Raw genomic sequence first — 14,727 nt, forward strand, 5'->3', positions numbered from 1 at the left:
TCACCCATTGCCCTGACCTTCCGGCCGCTCGCCGGGAGCAGCTTTATCACCAAGGATCCCGTTCGATGAGTGCCATTGCCACAGGTTTTATTATGATGCGCTGGGAGTTGCTTAGCGCCGTTATGATGTTTATGGCCAGCCAGCTAAACGTCGTTTGCCGTAAGACCAGCCGCAACGGCATGGCATTTATGTTCAGTAGCCTCGGATTGTTCACCACCTGCTGGTTTGTGATGGGCCTGATGGGCATTAGCTTCAGTCAGGAAGGCTTTACGCAATTCTGGTCCCACGCCTGGGACATGTATGTCGAGGTCGTCAGCAATACCCCTACCGATTGGCCACTGCCCTGAGCTATGGCATCCGCTGACGACGGAATTGACCGTTGTCAGCCTGACCATTTTCCGCCCTGCAGAGCAAAGGGTTGAAATCGCCGGTGGTAGCATCCCGTTATTACCCAAAGGTTCACAAAATAAATAAAATATAAGGTAGCGGCCTGAGGCAAATACCGGCTTATGCTGGCCGCAGACAAACCTTGTCACACCGACCGGAAGGCAAACTTCCTGCCCACGCGTTCCTGTTTCCCCCAATTAATCCAGAATCCGGCTTAATAATTAACCGATGACTGGCCTGGCTGATGGATAGCCACGCGCCGCCATCAGGAAACGTGATGATATCTCCCTCTGCCCTTATTGCAGACAACAGCCTGATCGCGCCCGGCGCGATGATCGGTGCGCACGTGCGTATCGGGCCTTTTTGCGTCATCTCCGCCGGGGTTGAGATAGGTGAAGGTACCACTGTCGCCTCGCACACGGTAATTAACGGCCTGACCCGCATCGGCCGCGACAACGTTTTCGGCTCGTTTTCTTCGATCGGCGAAGCCGGCCAGGATTTGAAGTATGCCGATGAACCGACCTCGTTAATCATTGGCGATCGTAACCGTATAGGCCAGTACGCCACTCTGCATCGCGGCACGGTACAAGGTTGCCAGCGCACCGTCATAGGTAATGACAATCACCTGCAGGATAATGTGCATGTTGCCCACGACTGCATCATCGGGAACGGTGCTTACATCGGCGAGCACAGCGGCCTGGCCGGACATGTTGAGATGGGCGATGCCGCTTGGGTGGGTGCCCGGTGTGCGGTACACCAGTTTTGCATTATCGGTGCCCATGCAAAAGTCGCCGACGGTGCCCTGGTGGTACAGGATCTTCCGCCTTTTGTTCAGGCAAGCGGCCATCGTGCCAAACCTGACGGCCTGCATCTGGTAGCGCCGGCTTTTCTGGCCGCCGATCCACAACAACAGCGCGTTATTCACGCTCTCTACGACATGCTGTATCACCGGTCAATGGCGCTGGAGGATGTCCGGCAGGAGGTACTCCACCTGAGCGTGGAGTATCCGTTACTCAGCCTGTTCCTCGACTTCTTCACACGATCGACGCGCGGTATTATCCGCTGAACGTATCGCCGTCATGCCACCTTATGGCAACGCACCGCCGTACCACCCAAATTGACTCTCAAACTTTGCGGTCGCTGGCACCCCTCGCCGGCGTAAGGGCAACGTTCGCGAAAAAAGCAGCCCTGCGGCAACTGACGGTTGCCCGGTAATTCGCCTTTGCGGTCTTCAATCGCGCTGTCGCCCAGTGAGCGGCCGGTACGGGGCACCGAATCCAGCAGCAAGCGAGTGTAAGGATGCTGCGGCTGACGCAACACCTGCGCGGTCGGCCCCAGTTCGACAATCTGCCCCAGATACATCACCGCAACCCGATCGCTCATGTGCTGGATCACCGAGACGTTATGCGAGATCAGCACATAAGTCAGGTTGCGCTGGCGTTGCAGCTCCACCAAAAGATTGAGGATCTGCGCCTGCACCGAGATATCCAGCGCCGAGGTGGGTTCGTCCAGCACGATGATGTCCGGCTGCGACGACAGTGCGCGGGCGATGGATATACGCTGTCGCTGCCCGCCGGAAAACTCATGCGGCAACCGGTCAATCGCCTCCGGCCGCAGCCCCACCTGTTGAGCCAGCTCCGCCGCCTGCGCCCGTCTTTCCGCCACGCTGTTGTGTTGTTGCACGTACACCGGCTCGGTGATAATCCGCCACACCGGCAGGCGTGGATCGAGCGATGACTGCGGATCCTGAAACACCATTTGCATGCCGCTGCCAAACCAGGAACCGGCATTGCGCGCCCGCAGCAGTTCGCCACTGCTGGGTTTCAACAACCCCATCAGCAACTGCGCCAGGGTACTTTTGCCGCACCCTGATTCACCGACGATGCCCAAGGTTTCGCCGCGCATAATGTTCAGATCCAACCCATTGAGCGCATGAACATACTCTCGCGGCTTGCCGCGCCAGTTATAGCTGGCGGGGAAACGTAATCGCACGTCGCGCAGTTCCAGCAGTGCCTCAACGTTCATTTTGCACCTCCAAATCGACAGACTGCGGATGCCAACAGGCGACCCTTTGGGTCGGCTCCGTCACCAATGGCGTAAGCTTCGGCGTATGCCGACACTGAGCATCAGCATGGCGGCAACGGTTACTGAAAGCGCAGCCTGGCGGTAACGCGCTCAGGTTGGGCACCGTACCGGGGATCGCCTGCAGCAGACTGCGCGGTTCTGCACGCTCCGGCGCCGCCAGCAATAGCCCAATGGAGTACGGATGACTGGGATGCTCAATCACATTGGCGGTGGTGCCACTCTCAATCACGTGCCCTGCATACATCACATACACCCGGTCGCAAAGTTGCGACACCACCGCCATATCATGAGTGATAAACAGCACCGCCGTGCCGCTGGCTCGCGCCTTCTGCTGCAGCAACCGCAACACCTGGCGCTGGACCGTGACGTCCAGCGCAGTGGTGGGTTCGTCGGCAATGATCAGTTCCGGTTCGCAGGAAAATGCCATGGCAATCAGCACCCGTTGACGCATGCCGCCGGACAGCTCAAACGGATAGCGCTCCATCACCCGCTGTGCATCGGCAATCTGCATTTCCTGTAACAGCTGAATCGCCTTGTCACGAGCCGCCGAGGCGGAAAGTCGCTGGTGCAGGCGGATCACCTCACACATCTGGCGGCCGATCTTGCGCGTCGGATTGAGCGCGCTCATGGGTTCCTGAAAAATCATCGACACCCGTGCACCACGCAGCTGGCGCATTTGCCGCTCGCTGGCGTTGAGCACGTCGGTGCCGAGCATCTCCAGCGAACCGCCGGTCACGCTGTAACCCTCTTCCGCCAGCAGCCGTAACGTCATCATCGCAGTGACCGACTTGCCGGAGCCGGACTCGCCCACCACGCCGACAATTTCGCCCGCCTTAACCTGCAGCGAGACGCGATTGAGCGCCTTGACGCTGCCGCCGTAAACCGGGAACTCCAATTGCAATTCATCGATTGATAAAACGGTAGTTTCACTCATCAGCGCCCCCGGGTTTTAGGATCCAGCAGGTCGCGCAGACCGTCGCCGAACAGGTTGAAACCGGTGGCGGTGATCAGGATCGCCGTACCGGGGAAGGCCGAATACCACCATTGGTCGAGCACATAGTTACGGCCATTGGCCACCATAGCGCCCCATTCGGCGGTCGGTTGCTGGGCACCCAGCCCGATGAAGCCCAGCGTCGCCGCCATCAGGATCGCGGTACCGATATCCAGCGACGCCTGCACCACCAACGGCGGCATCACATTGCGCAGCACGTGCCAGCCAATCATATGCCAGCGTGAAGCGCCAAAGGTGCGCGCCGCCTGCATATAAGCCTGATGACGCAGCGTTAACGTCTGTCCGCGCGCCAGCCGCACGTAGAAAGGAATGCGTACCACGGCAATCGCCAACATGGCGTTGAACAAACTGGGGCCCAACGCCGCCGCCAGCGCCATGGTAAGCACCAGTGACGGCACGGACAGCATGATATCCATGCAGCGCATGATTAACGCATCGATCGTTCCTCCCATCACGCCGGAGAAACAGCCGAGCAGCGAGCCAATGCCCCCTGCCAATACCACCACCGCCAGCCCGGCGGCCACCGATTGACGGCTGCCGACCAGGACCCGGCTAAAGAGATCGCGGCCCACCTCGTCCGTGCCGAACCAGTGTTCGGCAGAAGGCGGTAACAGACGCGCGGTAAGGTCAATGGCATCCGGGTTATGCGGCACCAGCCACGGCGAGAACAGCATCAGGAACAGCACGGCGATCATGATGGCGGCCCCCAGCAGCGTCAGCGGACTCCGTCGGACCCGGTACCAGGCGCGGCGCAGGCTGACATAGCGCAATACGGGCTCCGCCAGCGGCGGTTGTTCGGTTTGAGTCATGGTCATTATCCCTCGCGCCCCATTCTTGGGTCGATCCACAGGTAGAGCAGATCGACGATCAAATTAACCATCACATAGGCAAAAGAGACCACCACGGCAAACCCCATCACCGCCGGAAAATCCAGCGCCTGAATGGAATCCACCACGTAAGCGCCCATGCCCGGCCAGGCGAAGACCGTTTCGGTCAGCACCGCACCATAGAGCAAGTCCCCCAGCGCCAGTCCCAATACCGTTACCGAGGGGATCAGCGCATTGGGCAAGGCGTGTCCAAGCACCACTCGCCAGTGCGACAGGCCATTGGCGCGGGCGGTGCGGATATAGTCTTCCCCCAACTGTTCGAGCATCGCCGAGCGGATTTGGCGCGCCACTACCCCTAGATGAACAAAGGCTAACGTCAGCGCCGGTAGGATCAGGTGCTGCAGGCTGTTCCAGAATGCCTCGCCGTTACCGGTCAGCAAGGAGTCCAGCAGGTAAAACCCGGTGATGTGGGTGGGTGGATCCAGCCAGTCGTCCAACCTGCCGCCGCCGGGCAACAGATTCAGTTGACCGTAGAACAGGATAATCACCCCCAACCCCAGCCAGAACGCCGGGGTGGAAATGCCGGTCACCGACAACAGCCGCACCAGATGATCGGGCCATTTATTGCGATAAACCGCCGACACCACCCCAAGCGGGACGCCAAACGCGATCGCCAGCAGCAATGCGCAAAAAGCCAGCTCCAGCGTGGCGGGGAAGAAGGCGCGCAGATCTTCCAGTACCGGCCGTCCGGTGCGAATGGAAGTCCCCAAATCGCCATGCAGCAAATCCAGCACATAGCGACCAAATTGCACATACAGCGGCTGGTCCAGCCCCAGCTGTTGGCGAATATGCTGGACGATTTCCTCGCTGGCGCGGTCGCCGGCCAGCAAGCGCGCCGGATCGCCGGGGATCAGGTGCGAGATGATAAAGGTGATCACGCACACCCCGAACATCACCAGCACCAACCCCCAGCAGCGCTGACGGATAAGGCTCCAAACGTTCATAGCGGTTTCCCATGGTGCAGGGGCAGCCAAACGGCTGCCCGAAAAAATTACTTGCTCATCTGCCCAACGTTGAACACCTGCTCCAGCATCGGGTTATACACAAAGCCCTTCACCTCTTTGTTCATCGCCACCTGATAGTTTTTCTGGAACAGGTAGACGTAGGCCGCCTGGTCAATGACGATTTTCTGCGCCGCCTGATAATCGGCGGTGCGAACCTGCTGATCGGACACCGATACCGCTTTCTTCAACAGGGCATCCACCTGCGGATCGCTGTAGAACGACCGGTTGCCCGGCAGCCCTTTCTTGTCGGATTCAAACCAGTAGTTCATGAACATATAGGGGTCGGCGAAATCCGGGCTCCAGTTGCCAATGGCGATATCGTAATTGCCCTGACCGATGCGATCCCGCATGGTGGCGTTGGCCAGCTTCTCCAGTTTGACGTTGAGGCCGACCGTCGCCAGGCTGGCCTGCACCGACAGCGCAATCGCCTCCCAGTTAGGATCGCTGATCGAATACAGGAAGCTCAGTGAGGCCGGTTTGTCTTTTACCGCCGCCAACGCCGCCTTGGCCTTGTCCGCATCCTGGCTGTACTGCTGGGCATTGGCGTCATAGCCCCACATGCCCTCCGGGATCGGGCCGCGCATCTGTTTGCCGTTCCCCCCGAGAATGCCCTTCACCATGCCCTGATAATCCACGGCGTAAGAAATGGCGCGACGCAGATCCACCTGGTTAAGCGGCGCTTTGCCGTTGTTGAGGTACAAGTAGGTCACCCGCAGCGACGGATACTCGTTGACCGCAACCTTGTTTTCACTTTTCAGCGCCGTGAGCTGGTCAATCGGCAGCGATTCGGCAATATCCAGGTCGCCTCGGGTCAGTTGCAGACGGCGGGTGGCACTTTCGCCGATGATTTTCACCGTGACGCGTTTAAACGCCGGTTTGGCGCCGCTGTAATGCGGGTTCGGCACCAGCACCAACTGCTGGCCCTTCTGCCAGCGATCCAGTTTGTACGCCCCAGAGCCGGCGCTATGGTTCGCCAACCAGGCCTTGCCCTCGTCCGCCGGATTCGCCTTGGCAATCGCCGGGTTAACGATACCGGCGCCGTCATTGGCCAGGGTGTACAGGAACGGCGCAAACGGCGTTTTCAACGTGAAACGCACCGTCAACGGATCCACCACCGTGACCTGCAGGTCTTTGGGGAAGGCCTCTGACGGCCCCTGACCAATCTTCATCAGACGTTCAAACGACCATTTGACTGCCTCGGCGTTCACGTCCGAACCGTCATCAAACTTGTTGCCGGGTTTTAGCTTAAAGGTCCAGACCAGTTGGTCGTCTGAACTTGTCCAGCTGTCGGCCAGTTCCCCCTCTACCTGGGTCGACCCTTTTCCGCCTTCGGTCTTGTACTGCACCAGTCGCTGGTAGGCCGGGTAAGTCACCGTCCAGTCGTTGTTATCGATAGTCACCGCCGGATCCAGCGTTTGCGGGTCCGCCGCTTTGCCAATCACCAGCATGTCCTTGGGCACCGCCGCCTGTACCGACCCGACTGCCGTCAGGCCCAACGTCACTGCAGCCGCCAGAGCGGCGTATTTGATCTGATTCATAAACAAAGCTCCTGATGCGTTGAATGTGTGTTGTTTTAATCGTATGAAAAACAGCCGAAGCGATCGGCCAGCAGCGGATAATCCCCGGCGTTGGGCAGCTCGAAGTGCCACCATTCGCTGGCGATCCCGCGAAAACCTCCGGCAGCCATCACCGCATTCAGCAGTAGCCGGTTGCGCTGCACCTCCGGAGGGAAATCGGGGTAAAACGGGTGTGATTTTTCGCTCATTTCATCAAAGCCGGTGCCCATATCCAGCGCGGCCCCCGCGGCGTCCAGCAGCGTCACGTCGATCGCGACACCCCGGCTGTGGTGCGAACCGGTCTGGGTGCTGGTGACATACTGCGGATCCGGACAGGCTTGCCACAGCAGCGCCTGCGCCTGCTGCGGCCGGTAAGCATCGAACACCAGCAGGGAAAAACCGGCCAGCCGTGCCGCCACCAGGCAACGCGTCAGCCCCTGCACCGCATCGGGATGGAGCAGGCAGCGGCTTTCGCGGTAAATCGGCCGGCCCGTCAGGTTGTCGGCGCCGGCATATTTCAACTCAATAGGCAGACCTGGGAAGGCTTCGGCCAGATCGATTAATGTTACGTTGTCACTCATTGCATTTTCCCATGCGGTTAAGATTCAAATTGCCCCAGCTCTTTTTGCAGAATTCGGTTGCTGGCCAGCCGTTGCTCGACCGCTGCGCCGCCCTGTTCCAGCACCGAAGACAGCAGCAGGTTGAACAGGCAACTGAGCGGTGCCAACGAGTCCCAAAACTGACCGGTGTCGGTTTTTACCTGCAGCAGGTCGATCGGGTAATCCCGAGCCCAGGGACAGTAAATATCGGTAATCAGCGCCAGCCGCAGCCCACGCGCACAGGCCGCCTGACAGTATTTTTGTGCGATGGTCGAATAAGCGCGCGTGTCCGTCAGCACCAGGTACGGCGCACTGAATTCCGAATTTAGCGACTCCACATAGGTGCCGGATAACCCGTCCGCGTAATAGACCTTGGGCCGCAGATATTCCAGATGGCTGTAAAAGGCATTGGCGATGCCGCGCGTCGACTGAATGCCCATGACAAACACCGCTTCCGCCTGCGCCAGCTGGCGGCTGACTTGCGCAAAGGCTTCGCCGCCGGCCAATTGGTAAACGTGTTCGATCGCTTCCAGTTCCAGCGTTAATGACTGACGAAATTTTTGTGGTTGCGGCTGTTCGCGCCGACGGCGGTAAGCCCCCAGACGGTCGGTCACGCCCCAGGGTTGATGCAAAGCCGTACCCTGCTCGCGCAAGGTGCGCTTTAAGTCATCAAGGTTGCGGTAACCTAGACTGCGCAGGTAGCGCCCGACCGAAATGCCGCTGGTAGCAGCACTGCGAGCTATGCTGTCAGCGGTCTCAAACGGCACCTGCGCCAAATTGGCCAGCAGATATCCGGCAATGCGTTTCCCGGTGGGGGTTTGCACCGCAAATGACGCTTCTATTTGTGCAATCACATCTGGATGCTCAGCCATAGTTCGCCCGCTGTTGTTGAGTTGTCACCAAACCCCACTTTGTTACTCAGATAACAAAGCGAGATGATGACAATGCATGGCCTGTGCCAATTGCGGATTGCTGAGGGAAATTTCACGCGCGGCGGCGTACGGCGACGCAGGAACGACAAAAACCTGCGGTTACAACATAGTCATCAGTTGATAACTATTGCACAACATTTGGGCAATGCATCGCACGATGCACCACCCTGAACCCTTAATTTCAATTTTATGACCAGGCTTGCGAAACCAATGAAAATGTCTGTGCAACATCGCAATCCGGTCTATGGGGCACACCACGCACCATGATGGTCGGCGTATCGACGCAGGGCAAACCGCGCCCGGTCAGCCAAGGGCTGAGGCCGCTGGCCTGAGGAGTATCCACTCGCACGAACTCCCCCTGGCAAGACAGGCATAAGGCATCAACCATGGCAATGGCCCCCGTTAGCTCAGGCGCCACCACTGGGCCAATCATGTTGCCGTGACCAAAACGACGGCGGAAGGCAAATCCGACGACAATCCCCTGCTGCTCCAGCACCAAAGCCTGTTCGGCGCTTGCCAACATTGCGGCCAACAGGGGTTGGCGGCTGAGGCCGCTGGCGGCCAAATCCAGCGCAACCAGGGTGGCAAGATCCTGCGGCAATGCCGGACGCAAAGTTAACCCCGGAGGCAAAGGCGCGCTACGGCGTGCCGGCATCTCCCGGCATTGGTGCTGCGCCAGCAATCCCTGCTCGATAAACCCCAATTGCCGATACAGCGGCTTGCCCTGATCGGTCGCCACCAGATGAAGCTGATAGTCGGCCAAAGGGGCTATCAACCGCTTCAGCATGGCTCTGGCGATGCCTTGCCCACGATGTTGCTCGGCGACAATCACCAACCCCAAGGTGGCGCGCTGCTCGCCCCAACGCCAGCGCAACGCACAGCCAACCACCTCTCCGGCGGATTCAGCGATCACTCCGTCCCCCAATGACCACGCCTGCTGCCAATCTTCCAGCCGATGAGGCCAGCGTATTTTTTGCGACAGCACATGCGCGGGCGCTACATCGGCCGCCCCCATCTCTCGCAGCGTAAACGTCATTAGCCACTTCTCCTGAACAAGTCTGATTGGCTGCTATAGCACCATGTCGACCTGGCCGATGGCAATCGGCAAACTTGTAGAAAATGCATTCTCCACCCGGCGGGTTTTACTTTTGTTCACTTATTTCATCCGGCAAGCCTTGATAACCGGTGTTATTATTATCTTGCTCAATAATTCCCTCCTAATTCAAAGTGGTACGACAAGCTGATGGAAGCGTGGAAACTCAATCTGATTTCGGTCTGGCTCGGCTGTTTCTTCACTGGGCTGGCAATGAGCCAAATCCTCCCTTTTCTGCCGCTGTACGTCGAACAGCTCGGCGTCAGCGGTCACCAGTCGCTCAGCATTTGGTCGGGTCTGGTGTTCAGCGGCACTTTTTTGGTGTCTGCGCTGGTGTCGCCGCTGTGGGGCAGCCTGGCGGACCGCAAAGGCCGCAAGCTGATGCTGTTGCGTGCCTCGCTGGGCATGGCGGTGGTCATTGCACTGCAGGGCATGGTCACTGACGTTTATCAGCTGTTTGCGCTGCGTGCATTGATGGGCCTGACCTCCGGCTATATTCCCAATGCGATGGCGCTGGTTGCTTCACAGGTACCGCGCGATAAAAGTGGCTGGGCGCTGGGTACCCTGTCTACCGGTCAGATATCCGGAGTGATCGCCGGCCCGCTGCTCGGCGGACTGATGGCGGACCACTTGGGGTTGCGCGTGGTGTTTTTCGTTACCGCTGGGCTGATGTTCGTCAGCTTCCTGATCACCCTGTTCCTGATAAAAGAACGGCGTATCGAGGTGAAAAAAGCCGACCGATTGAGCGGTAAGGCCGTTTTTCAGTCGCTGCCCTATCCCGCCCTGATTGTGACGCTGTTTATCAGCACCCTGATGATCCAATTGGCCAACTCCTCTATCAGCCCGATACTGACGCTGTTTATCAAAGAATTGTCCGGTAACAGTGGCAATATCGCCTTTATTAGCGGCATGATTGCCGCCGTGCCTGGGGTGGCTGCGTTGATTTCCGCACCACGCCTGGGCCGGCTGGGCGATCGTATTGGCACCGCACGCATTCTGCTGGCGGCGCTAGTGCTGACAACCCTGCTGTTCGCCATCATGGCCTGGGTGGAAACACCGCTCCAGTTGGGGATCCTGCGTTTTCTGCTGGGTTTTGCCGACGGTGCCCTGATGCCTGCGGTACAAACGCTGTTGTTGAAGTACTCTTCCGATCAGGTCACCGGCCGCATCTTCGGCTATAACCAGTCGTTTATGTACCTTGGTAATGTGGTCGGTCCGTTGATTGGCTCTGGGGTTTCGGCTTTGATGGGGTTCCGCTGGGTGTTTGCCGTCACGGCAGTGTTGGTGCTGATCAACTGCCTGCAGGTGCGCAGCCAGTTCAAACAGGTCGAGAACAGACGCCGATGAGTGACAGGGCCGCCAGAGCGGCCCTGTAGCGTTAGAACATGGTGTTGTCGTTGGCCGATGTCTCCGGCACTTCCTGATTGACGTCCCAGTGCTCGGTGATCTTGCCCTGATTGTTCACTCGATAAATATCCACGCTGGCGGTACCGCGGTCTTGCGGATTGTTTTTATACAACACGTGGACATACACCAGGTCGCCGCTCACGGCACTGCGGTATATTTTCGCGCTGAACTGCGGGTTATCTTTAAAATTCTGGCTGAAGAAATCCAGGAAGGGTTTGATGCCATCGCCAACAAACGGATTATGCTGTTTGTAGTTTTCCACAATCAGCCGCTGCGCCACGCTGATATCATGCTTATTAAAGAAGCCGGCGTACAGATCTTCCACCACCTTTAATTTCTTTTGATCATGAATGTTTTTATTTCCAGCGACTTTATGTGGCTCGCTGTTTTTAACCGCCAATGCGGGGTAATTGGCCAGTATGCTGCCGACGATAACCAAAGGGATAAATACCTTTTTCATTGTAGCTCCTTTATTTTCCTGAATGACCTATGATTTTCAATTGCCCTTTCAGATGGGTGAAGGTCCCATCCTTACTGGCGATATTGGTATAGACCTCACCCCGCTGGAAATCCTCGACATGGGTGACATTGTCGCCGGATTTGGGTTCGCTCCAGTAGACCATATAAACCCCGGTGCGGATCTCAATCGCGGTATACTGCACGGTGTCGGTCACGCCCTGTGAGGCCGCGCCAATCCCCGTAAAGGTCATGGTTTTGTCGTCGGTAAAATCCAGCTTGAAAGCAAAGTCGCCGAAAGTGACCTGCACGGTTTTTCCGACGGCAATAAACTGCGAATGAATTCGCTGAGCCGCTGTCTCCTTATTTGGCATATCGATATTCTCCGCCATTGCCGTAGGCAATATCATCGTCATTCCCAGGGATATTAACGCCGCCATCCCCACCCTTGTTAATTTACCCATAGTTCCTTCTCCCTTTCCTTGGTTGAAAACGAGAATGATTATTATTTTACCGTGAAGAGCGGAATATAAGAATTGTCTCTATTTAATTATAGAGTTTCAGCAACCATGAGTTTGCTAAGTTAATAAAGAAAGGAAATAACGAGTGATAGACATCACTTTTATCTTAATGAAAGGAATAACCATAGTTAATCTAAGAACAGTTCGAGAACAATGAGCTTATTAATTGAAAATTTGAATAAGCTAATAATAAAGTCTTCTAAAAATATTTACCCCCTCCTGCGGAGAGGGTATTCAGCAAGCGGCAATTAATCGCGCAACCAGGGGGTAAAGGTGACGCCAATCAACAGCCCTTCTGGGCTGAGCAACCGGGTCACGCTCTGGCCCCACGGCTCTTGGCGATTGGCCACCAGCAGTCGATAGCCGCGGTCAATAAGCCCCTGGGTAGCCACGGCCATGTCGGCAACGTCAAACTCCATCCAAGCCTGCGGCACCGGCAGGTCCGCCGGCCATCTATCGCTGCCGAAGCAGGACTGCGCGGCCTGCGCCAGCGGCCAGAGAGCAAAGTGCTTCACGCCTTCCAGCGCGCCGTGCTCGCTCAGCAGATAATCGGCATTGCCTTCCATCGGCTTCAACGGCAACCCCAGGGCATCGACGTAAAATGCCTTGCTGTGCTCTGTTTGTTGGGTAATGGGCCCAAATCCGGCGACAAACAACACGCCAAGTCCTGCGAACTGCTGTTCCATGTTCTCTCCTGTTGAAGTTAACGTCCCTGACGCCGCTGCGTTGGGGAACATCCATAGGCCACTTTGAAGCGATTGCTGAAATGACTGGCGGAGCTGAAACCGCACTCCAGCGCTATCTGCGTCAGCGGCAGTTGGCTGTGGCGCAGCAATTGCTCCGCCTGCTGTAGCCGTGCGCGCATCACAAACTGATGCGGTGCCAGGCCGGTGTCATGTTTGAACATGCGGGCGAAGTGAAACTCGCTCAGCCCCGCCTGCGCGGCCAAATCGGCCAATACCAGCGGCAGATCCAGATGCTGCTCGATATACTCTTTCACCCGTTTGGCAACGGCGGGCGCCAGGCCGCCGCGTACCTGCGGCAACGTCCATTGCAGTTCGCTATAGCGCTGAACCAGACAGGTCATCAGCAACGTGGTGGCGCTGCTGATGGACAGCTGATTGGCCCGTTCCTGCCAGTTGCAACTGAGTAGAAACTGGCGATACAGCAAGGTGATTTGCGGGTCTTCGGCAAACGCGTTAGGCACCAGATTTATCGACGCCGGGCTGCGGTCCCAGATTTGTTCCGCCACCTGGCGCAGGTGCTTGTCGGTGCAGTAAAGGTGGACGAAAGACAGATCGCTGCGTACGTCCCAGGTCGATTCATACTGGCGCGGCATAATGCAGAAACGATCAGGGCCGCCGCCGTTTCTCCACCCTCCGGGCACTTTTTGATAGCACTCGTAACCGTCAGCGACATACAGGCTCAGAGTATGGTGCTCCGCGCTTTCCTGAGTAATGCGGTCGTCACGGTTGGACCAGGCGGCCAGTTCCACCCCGCAGCTTAATCGCACACTGTCGTGCAACTGCGCTTTATGTTCCCGCAGCGTTTCAAACGCCTTGTATCTGGACATTACCGACCCCGCTTTGCTCAATCTTTCCAGTGTAGAGAGTGGCGCACTGCCACACCAGTCATCAGCACGCGCTTTTGCCAAAAAAAGCGCAAGAATATGCAATTGCTCGCAAAGCGCTGAAAGCGCGGTGGCGTACAGCGGCGGATACTGAGCCTATCCATTTTGCCGGAGTTAATTATGAACGCGCTGTTGTACCTTGCCGTGGTGCTGATTTGGGGCACCACCTGGATTGCCATTACCCTGCAGCAGGAAGGCCCGGTGGCCATTCCCGTTTCCATCAGTTACCGTTTCGTGGTTTCCGCCGCGTTGATGTTGGTCATTCTCCTGTTGGCACGGCGCCTGCGTCGTATCGCCCCCCGCGACCATCTGTTTTGCGTCATGCAAGGCTGCTGCGTTTTCGGCTTTAACTTTTACTGTTTTTACCATGCGGCGGCCTATATCAGCAGCGGACTGGAGTCGGTGATTTTCTCGATGGCGGTGCTGTTCAATGCCGTTAACGGCATCATTTTCTTTCGTCAGCGCCCCAGCCCCAACCTGCTGCCGGCGGCGGTGCTGGGCCTGACCGGAATTGTCGCCCTGTTCTGGCAAGATTTGATGGCGACGCAAATGGCGCCGGACCTGTTGAAAGGCATCGGATTAAGCGCCCTTGGCACCTACGGCTTCTCTTTGGGGAATATGATCAGCTCCCGCCACCAGCGGCGCGGGCTGGACATTCTTTCCACCAATACCTACGCCATGAGCTACGGCGCAATCCTGATGGCGCTGATTGCTTTGGCCCAGGGTGCGTCATTCCAGATTGAGTTCAGCAGCCGCTATATCGGCTCGTTGCTGTACCTGGCGATCTTCGGGTCGGTGATTGCCTTTGCGGCCTATTTCAGCCTGCTGGGCCGCATCGGCGCCGGGGCGGCAGCCTACAGCACCCTGCTGTTTCCCCTGGTGGCACTGACCATTTCAACCCTGTATGAAGGCTATCAGTGGCACACCAATGCGGTGATTGGCCTATGCCTGATCCTGCTTGGCAATCTGGTGATGTTTGCCAAACCGGGCCGGTTTGCTGGGTTATGGCGGCGCCCGGTGGCATAACCCAAAGGGCATTATGGTGCAGTAACCCGACCTACAACGGTGCACTATAATGCACCGATTTATTTTAATTAAATAAAATCAATGAATTAAAAGTTGGCATGTTTTCTGCCTTGTTCTCTGCGCAGCTTAATC

16 protein-coding genes are annotated in these 14,727 nt (G+C 57.4%); 4 read left to right on the forward strand and 12 right to left on the reverse strand.

The genetic code is table 11. The annotated features are described in order from the left end of the window. Nucleotides 1-65 precede the first annotated feature (65 nt). The gene (locus H5P17_RS19515; protein WP_020826830.1) at nt 66-347 is read left to right on the forward strand and encodes a YjcB family protein; all 282 of its coding nucleotides are present in this window, start codon (nt 66-68) and stop codon (nt 345-347) included. Between the two features lie 317 nt (nt 348-664). Next, the gene (gene lpxA / locus H5P17_RS19520; protein WP_182824716.1) at nt 665-1,453 is read left to right on the forward strand and encodes an acyl-ACP--UDP-N-acetylglucosamine O-acyltransferase; all 789 of its coding nucleotides are present in this window, start codon (nt 665-667) and stop codon (nt 1,451-1,453) included. Nucleotides 1,454-1,464: 11 nt separating this feature from the next. Here lpxA and H5P17_RS19525 read toward each other — a convergent pair whose 3' ends face one another. The 8 genes from H5P17_RS19525 to H5P17_RS19560 form a co-directional block, all read right to left on the reverse strand. Beyond that, nucleotides 1,465-2,412, reverse strand: coding sequence for an ABC transporter ATP-binding protein (locus H5P17_RS19525; RefSeq protein WP_044550986.1), 948 nt, complete (start codon nt 2,410-2,412; stop codon nt 1,465-1,467). Next, the gene (locus H5P17_RS19530) at nt 2,402-3,406 is read right to left on the reverse strand and encodes an ABC transporter ATP-binding protein (RefSeq protein WP_044550983.1); all 1,005 of its coding nucleotides are present in this window, start codon (nt 3,404-3,406) and stop codon (nt 2,402-2,404) included. Before H5P17_RS19530 ends, H5P17_RS19525 begins: the two co-directional genes overlap by 11 nt. Further along, complete coding sequence (gene ddpC, locus H5P17_RS19535) at nt 3,406-4,293, reverse strand: D,D-dipeptide ABC transporter permease (RefSeq protein WP_182824718.1); 888 nt, start codon at nt 4,291-4,293, stop codon at nt 3,406-3,408. The genes H5P17_RS19530 and ddpC overlap by 1 nt, the downstream gene beginning before the upstream one ends. Nucleotides 4,294-4,298: 5 nt before the next feature. Then, complete coding sequence (locus tag H5P17_RS19540) at nt 4,299-5,315, reverse strand: ABC transporter permease (RefSeq protein WP_182824720.1); 1,017 nt, start codon at nt 5,313-5,315, stop codon at nt 4,299-4,301. A gap of 47 nt (nt 5,316-5,362) precedes the next feature. Next, a complete protein-coding gene (locus tag H5P17_RS19545) occupies nt 5,363-6,913 on the reverse strand; it encodes an ABC transporter substrate-binding protein (protein WP_044550978.1) in 1,551 nt (516 codons plus the stop codon). A gap of 35 nt (nt 6,914-6,948) precedes the next feature. Then, the gene (ddpX, locus tag H5P17_RS19550; protein WP_182824722.1) at nt 6,949-7,512 is read right to left on the reverse strand and encodes a D-alanyl-D-alanine dipeptidase; all 564 of its coding nucleotides are present in this window, start codon (nt 7,510-7,512) and stop codon (nt 6,949-6,951) included. Between the two features lie 17 nt (nt 7,513-7,529). After that, complete coding sequence (locus H5P17_RS19555; RefSeq protein ID WP_182824724.1) at nt 7,530-8,402, reverse strand: MurR/RpiR family transcriptional regulator; 873 nt, start codon at nt 8,400-8,402, stop codon at nt 7,530-7,532. A gap of 247 nt (nt 8,403-8,649) precedes the next feature. Further along, nucleotides 8,650-9,498, reverse strand: a complete 849-nt coding sequence (locus H5P17_RS19560) for a GNAT family N-acetyltransferase (protein WP_182824726.1) — start codon at nt 9,496-9,498, stop codon at nt 8,650-8,652. A gap of 207 nt (nt 9,499-9,705) precedes the next feature. On the opposite strand from H5P17_RS19560, the gene H5P17_RS19565 reads away from it, so the two are divergent. Then, a complete protein-coding gene (locus H5P17_RS19565; RefSeq protein ID WP_182824728.1) occupies nt 9,706-10,902 on the forward strand; it encodes a multidrug efflux MFS transporter in 1,197 nt (398 codons plus the stop codon). Nucleotides 10,903-10,933: 31 nt separating this feature from the next. Here the strand turns inward: H5P17_RS19565 and H5P17_RS19570 are convergent, their stop codons facing one another. From H5P17_RS19570 to H5P17_RS19585, 4 genes are all read right to left on the reverse strand, one after another. Next, complete coding sequence (locus H5P17_RS19570) at nt 10,934-11,422, reverse strand: ester cyclase (RefSeq protein WP_182824730.1); 489 nt, start codon at nt 11,420-11,422, stop codon at nt 10,934-10,936. Between the two features lie 10 nt (nt 11,423-11,432). Continuing rightward, a complete protein-coding gene (locus H5P17_RS19575; RefSeq protein WP_182824732.1) occupies nt 11,433-11,882 on the reverse strand; it encodes a MoaF N-terminal domain-containing protein in 450 nt (149 codons plus the stop codon). Between the two features lie 305 nt (nt 11,883-12,187). Next, nucleotides 12,188-12,625 (reverse strand): glyoxalase/bleomycin resistance/dioxygenase family protein, encoded by a 438-nt coding sequence (locus H5P17_RS19580; RefSeq protein WP_044550955.1) that lies wholly within the window; start codon nt 12,623-12,625, stop codon nt 12,188-12,190. Nucleotides 12,626-12,642: 17 nt separating this feature from the next. Next, entirely contained in the window at nt 12,643-13,512 is an 870-nt protein-coding gene (locus H5P17_RS19585; RefSeq protein WP_044550953.1) for a helix-turn-helix domain-containing protein, read from the reverse strand. Between the two features lie 177 nt (nt 13,513-13,689). Between H5P17_RS19585 and H5P17_RS19590 the strand changes: the two genes are divergently transcribed. Then, nucleotides 13,690-14,595: a DMT family transporter gene (locus H5P17_RS19590; RefSeq protein ID WP_182824735.1), complete on the forward strand. Its 906-nt coding sequence runs from the start codon at nt 13,690-13,692 to the stop codon at nt 14,593-14,595. Nucleotides 14,596-14,727: the final 132 nt, after the last annotated feature.

Origin of the sequence: Serratia sp. OS31 (genome assembly GCF_014164835.1) — a bacterium.
Lineage (GTDB): Bacteria > Pseudomonadota > Gammaproteobacteria > Enterobacterales > Enterobacteriaceae > Serratia > Serratia liquefaciens_A.

Excerpts from the sequence above, each read along its gene's own strand:
- H5P17_RS19560 (WP_182824726.1), bottom strand. The coding sequence starts at position 9,498 with ATGACGTTTACGCTGCGAGAGATGGGGGCGGCCGATGTAGCGCCCGCG.
- H5P17_RS19580 (WP_044550955.1), bottom strand. The coding sequence starts at position 12,625 with ATGGAACAGCAGTTCGCAGGACTTGGCGTGTTGTTTGTCGCCGGATTT.
- H5P17_RS19565 (WP_182824728.1), top strand. The coding sequence starts at position 9,706 with ATGGAAGCGTGGAAACTCAATCTGATTTCGGTCTGGCTCGGCTGTTTC.
- ddpX (WP_182824722.1), bottom strand. The coding sequence starts at position 7,512 with ATGAGTGACAACGTAACATTAATCGATCTGGCCGAAGCCTTCCCAGGT.
- H5P17_RS19525 (WP_044550986.1), bottom strand. The coding sequence starts at position 2,412 with ATGAACGTTGAGGCACTGCTGGAACTGCGCGACGTGCGATTACGTTTC.
- H5P17_RS19515 (WP_020826830.1), top strand. The coding sequence starts at position 66 with ATGAGTGCCATTGCCACAGGTTTTATTATGATGCGCTGGGAGTTGCTT.
- H5P17_RS19590 (WP_182824735.1), top strand. The coding sequence starts at position 13,690 with ATGAACGCGCTGTTGTACCTTGCCGTGGTGCTGATTTGGGGCACCACC.
- H5P17_RS19555 (WP_182824724.1), bottom strand. The coding sequence starts at position 8,402 with ATGGCTGAGCATCCAGATGTGATTGCACAAATAGAAGCGTCATTTGCG.
- H5P17_RS19540 (WP_182824720.1), bottom strand. The coding sequence starts at position 5,315 with ATGAACGTTTGGAGCCTTATCCGTCAGCGCTGCTGGGGGTTGGTGCTG.
- H5P17_RS19530 (WP_044550983.1), bottom strand. The coding sequence starts at position 3,406 with ATGAGTGAAACTACCGTTTTATCAATCGATGAATTGCAATTGGAGTTC.
- lpxA (WP_182824716.1), top strand. The coding sequence starts at position 665 with ATGATATCTCCCTCTGCCCTTATTGCAGACAACAGCCTGATCGCGCCC.
- H5P17_RS19585 (WP_044550953.1), bottom strand. The coding sequence starts at position 13,512 with ATGTCCAGATACAAGGCGTTTGAAACGCTGCGGGAACATAAAGCGCAG.
- H5P17_RS19575 (WP_182824732.1), bottom strand. The coding sequence starts at position 11,882 with ATGGGTAAATTAACAAGGGTGGGGATGGCGGCGTTAATATCCCTGGGA.
- H5P17_RS19545 (WP_044550978.1), bottom strand. The coding sequence starts at position 6,913 with ATGAATCAGATCAAATACGCCGCTCTGGCGGCTGCAGTGACGTTGGGC.
- ddpC (WP_182824718.1), bottom strand. The coding sequence starts at position 4,293 with ATGACTCAAACCGAACAACCGCCGCTGGCGGAGCCCGTATTGCGCTAT.
- H5P17_RS19570 (WP_182824730.1), bottom strand. The coding sequence starts at position 11,422 with ATGAAAAAGGTATTTATCCCTTTGGTTATCGTCGGCAGCATACTGGCC.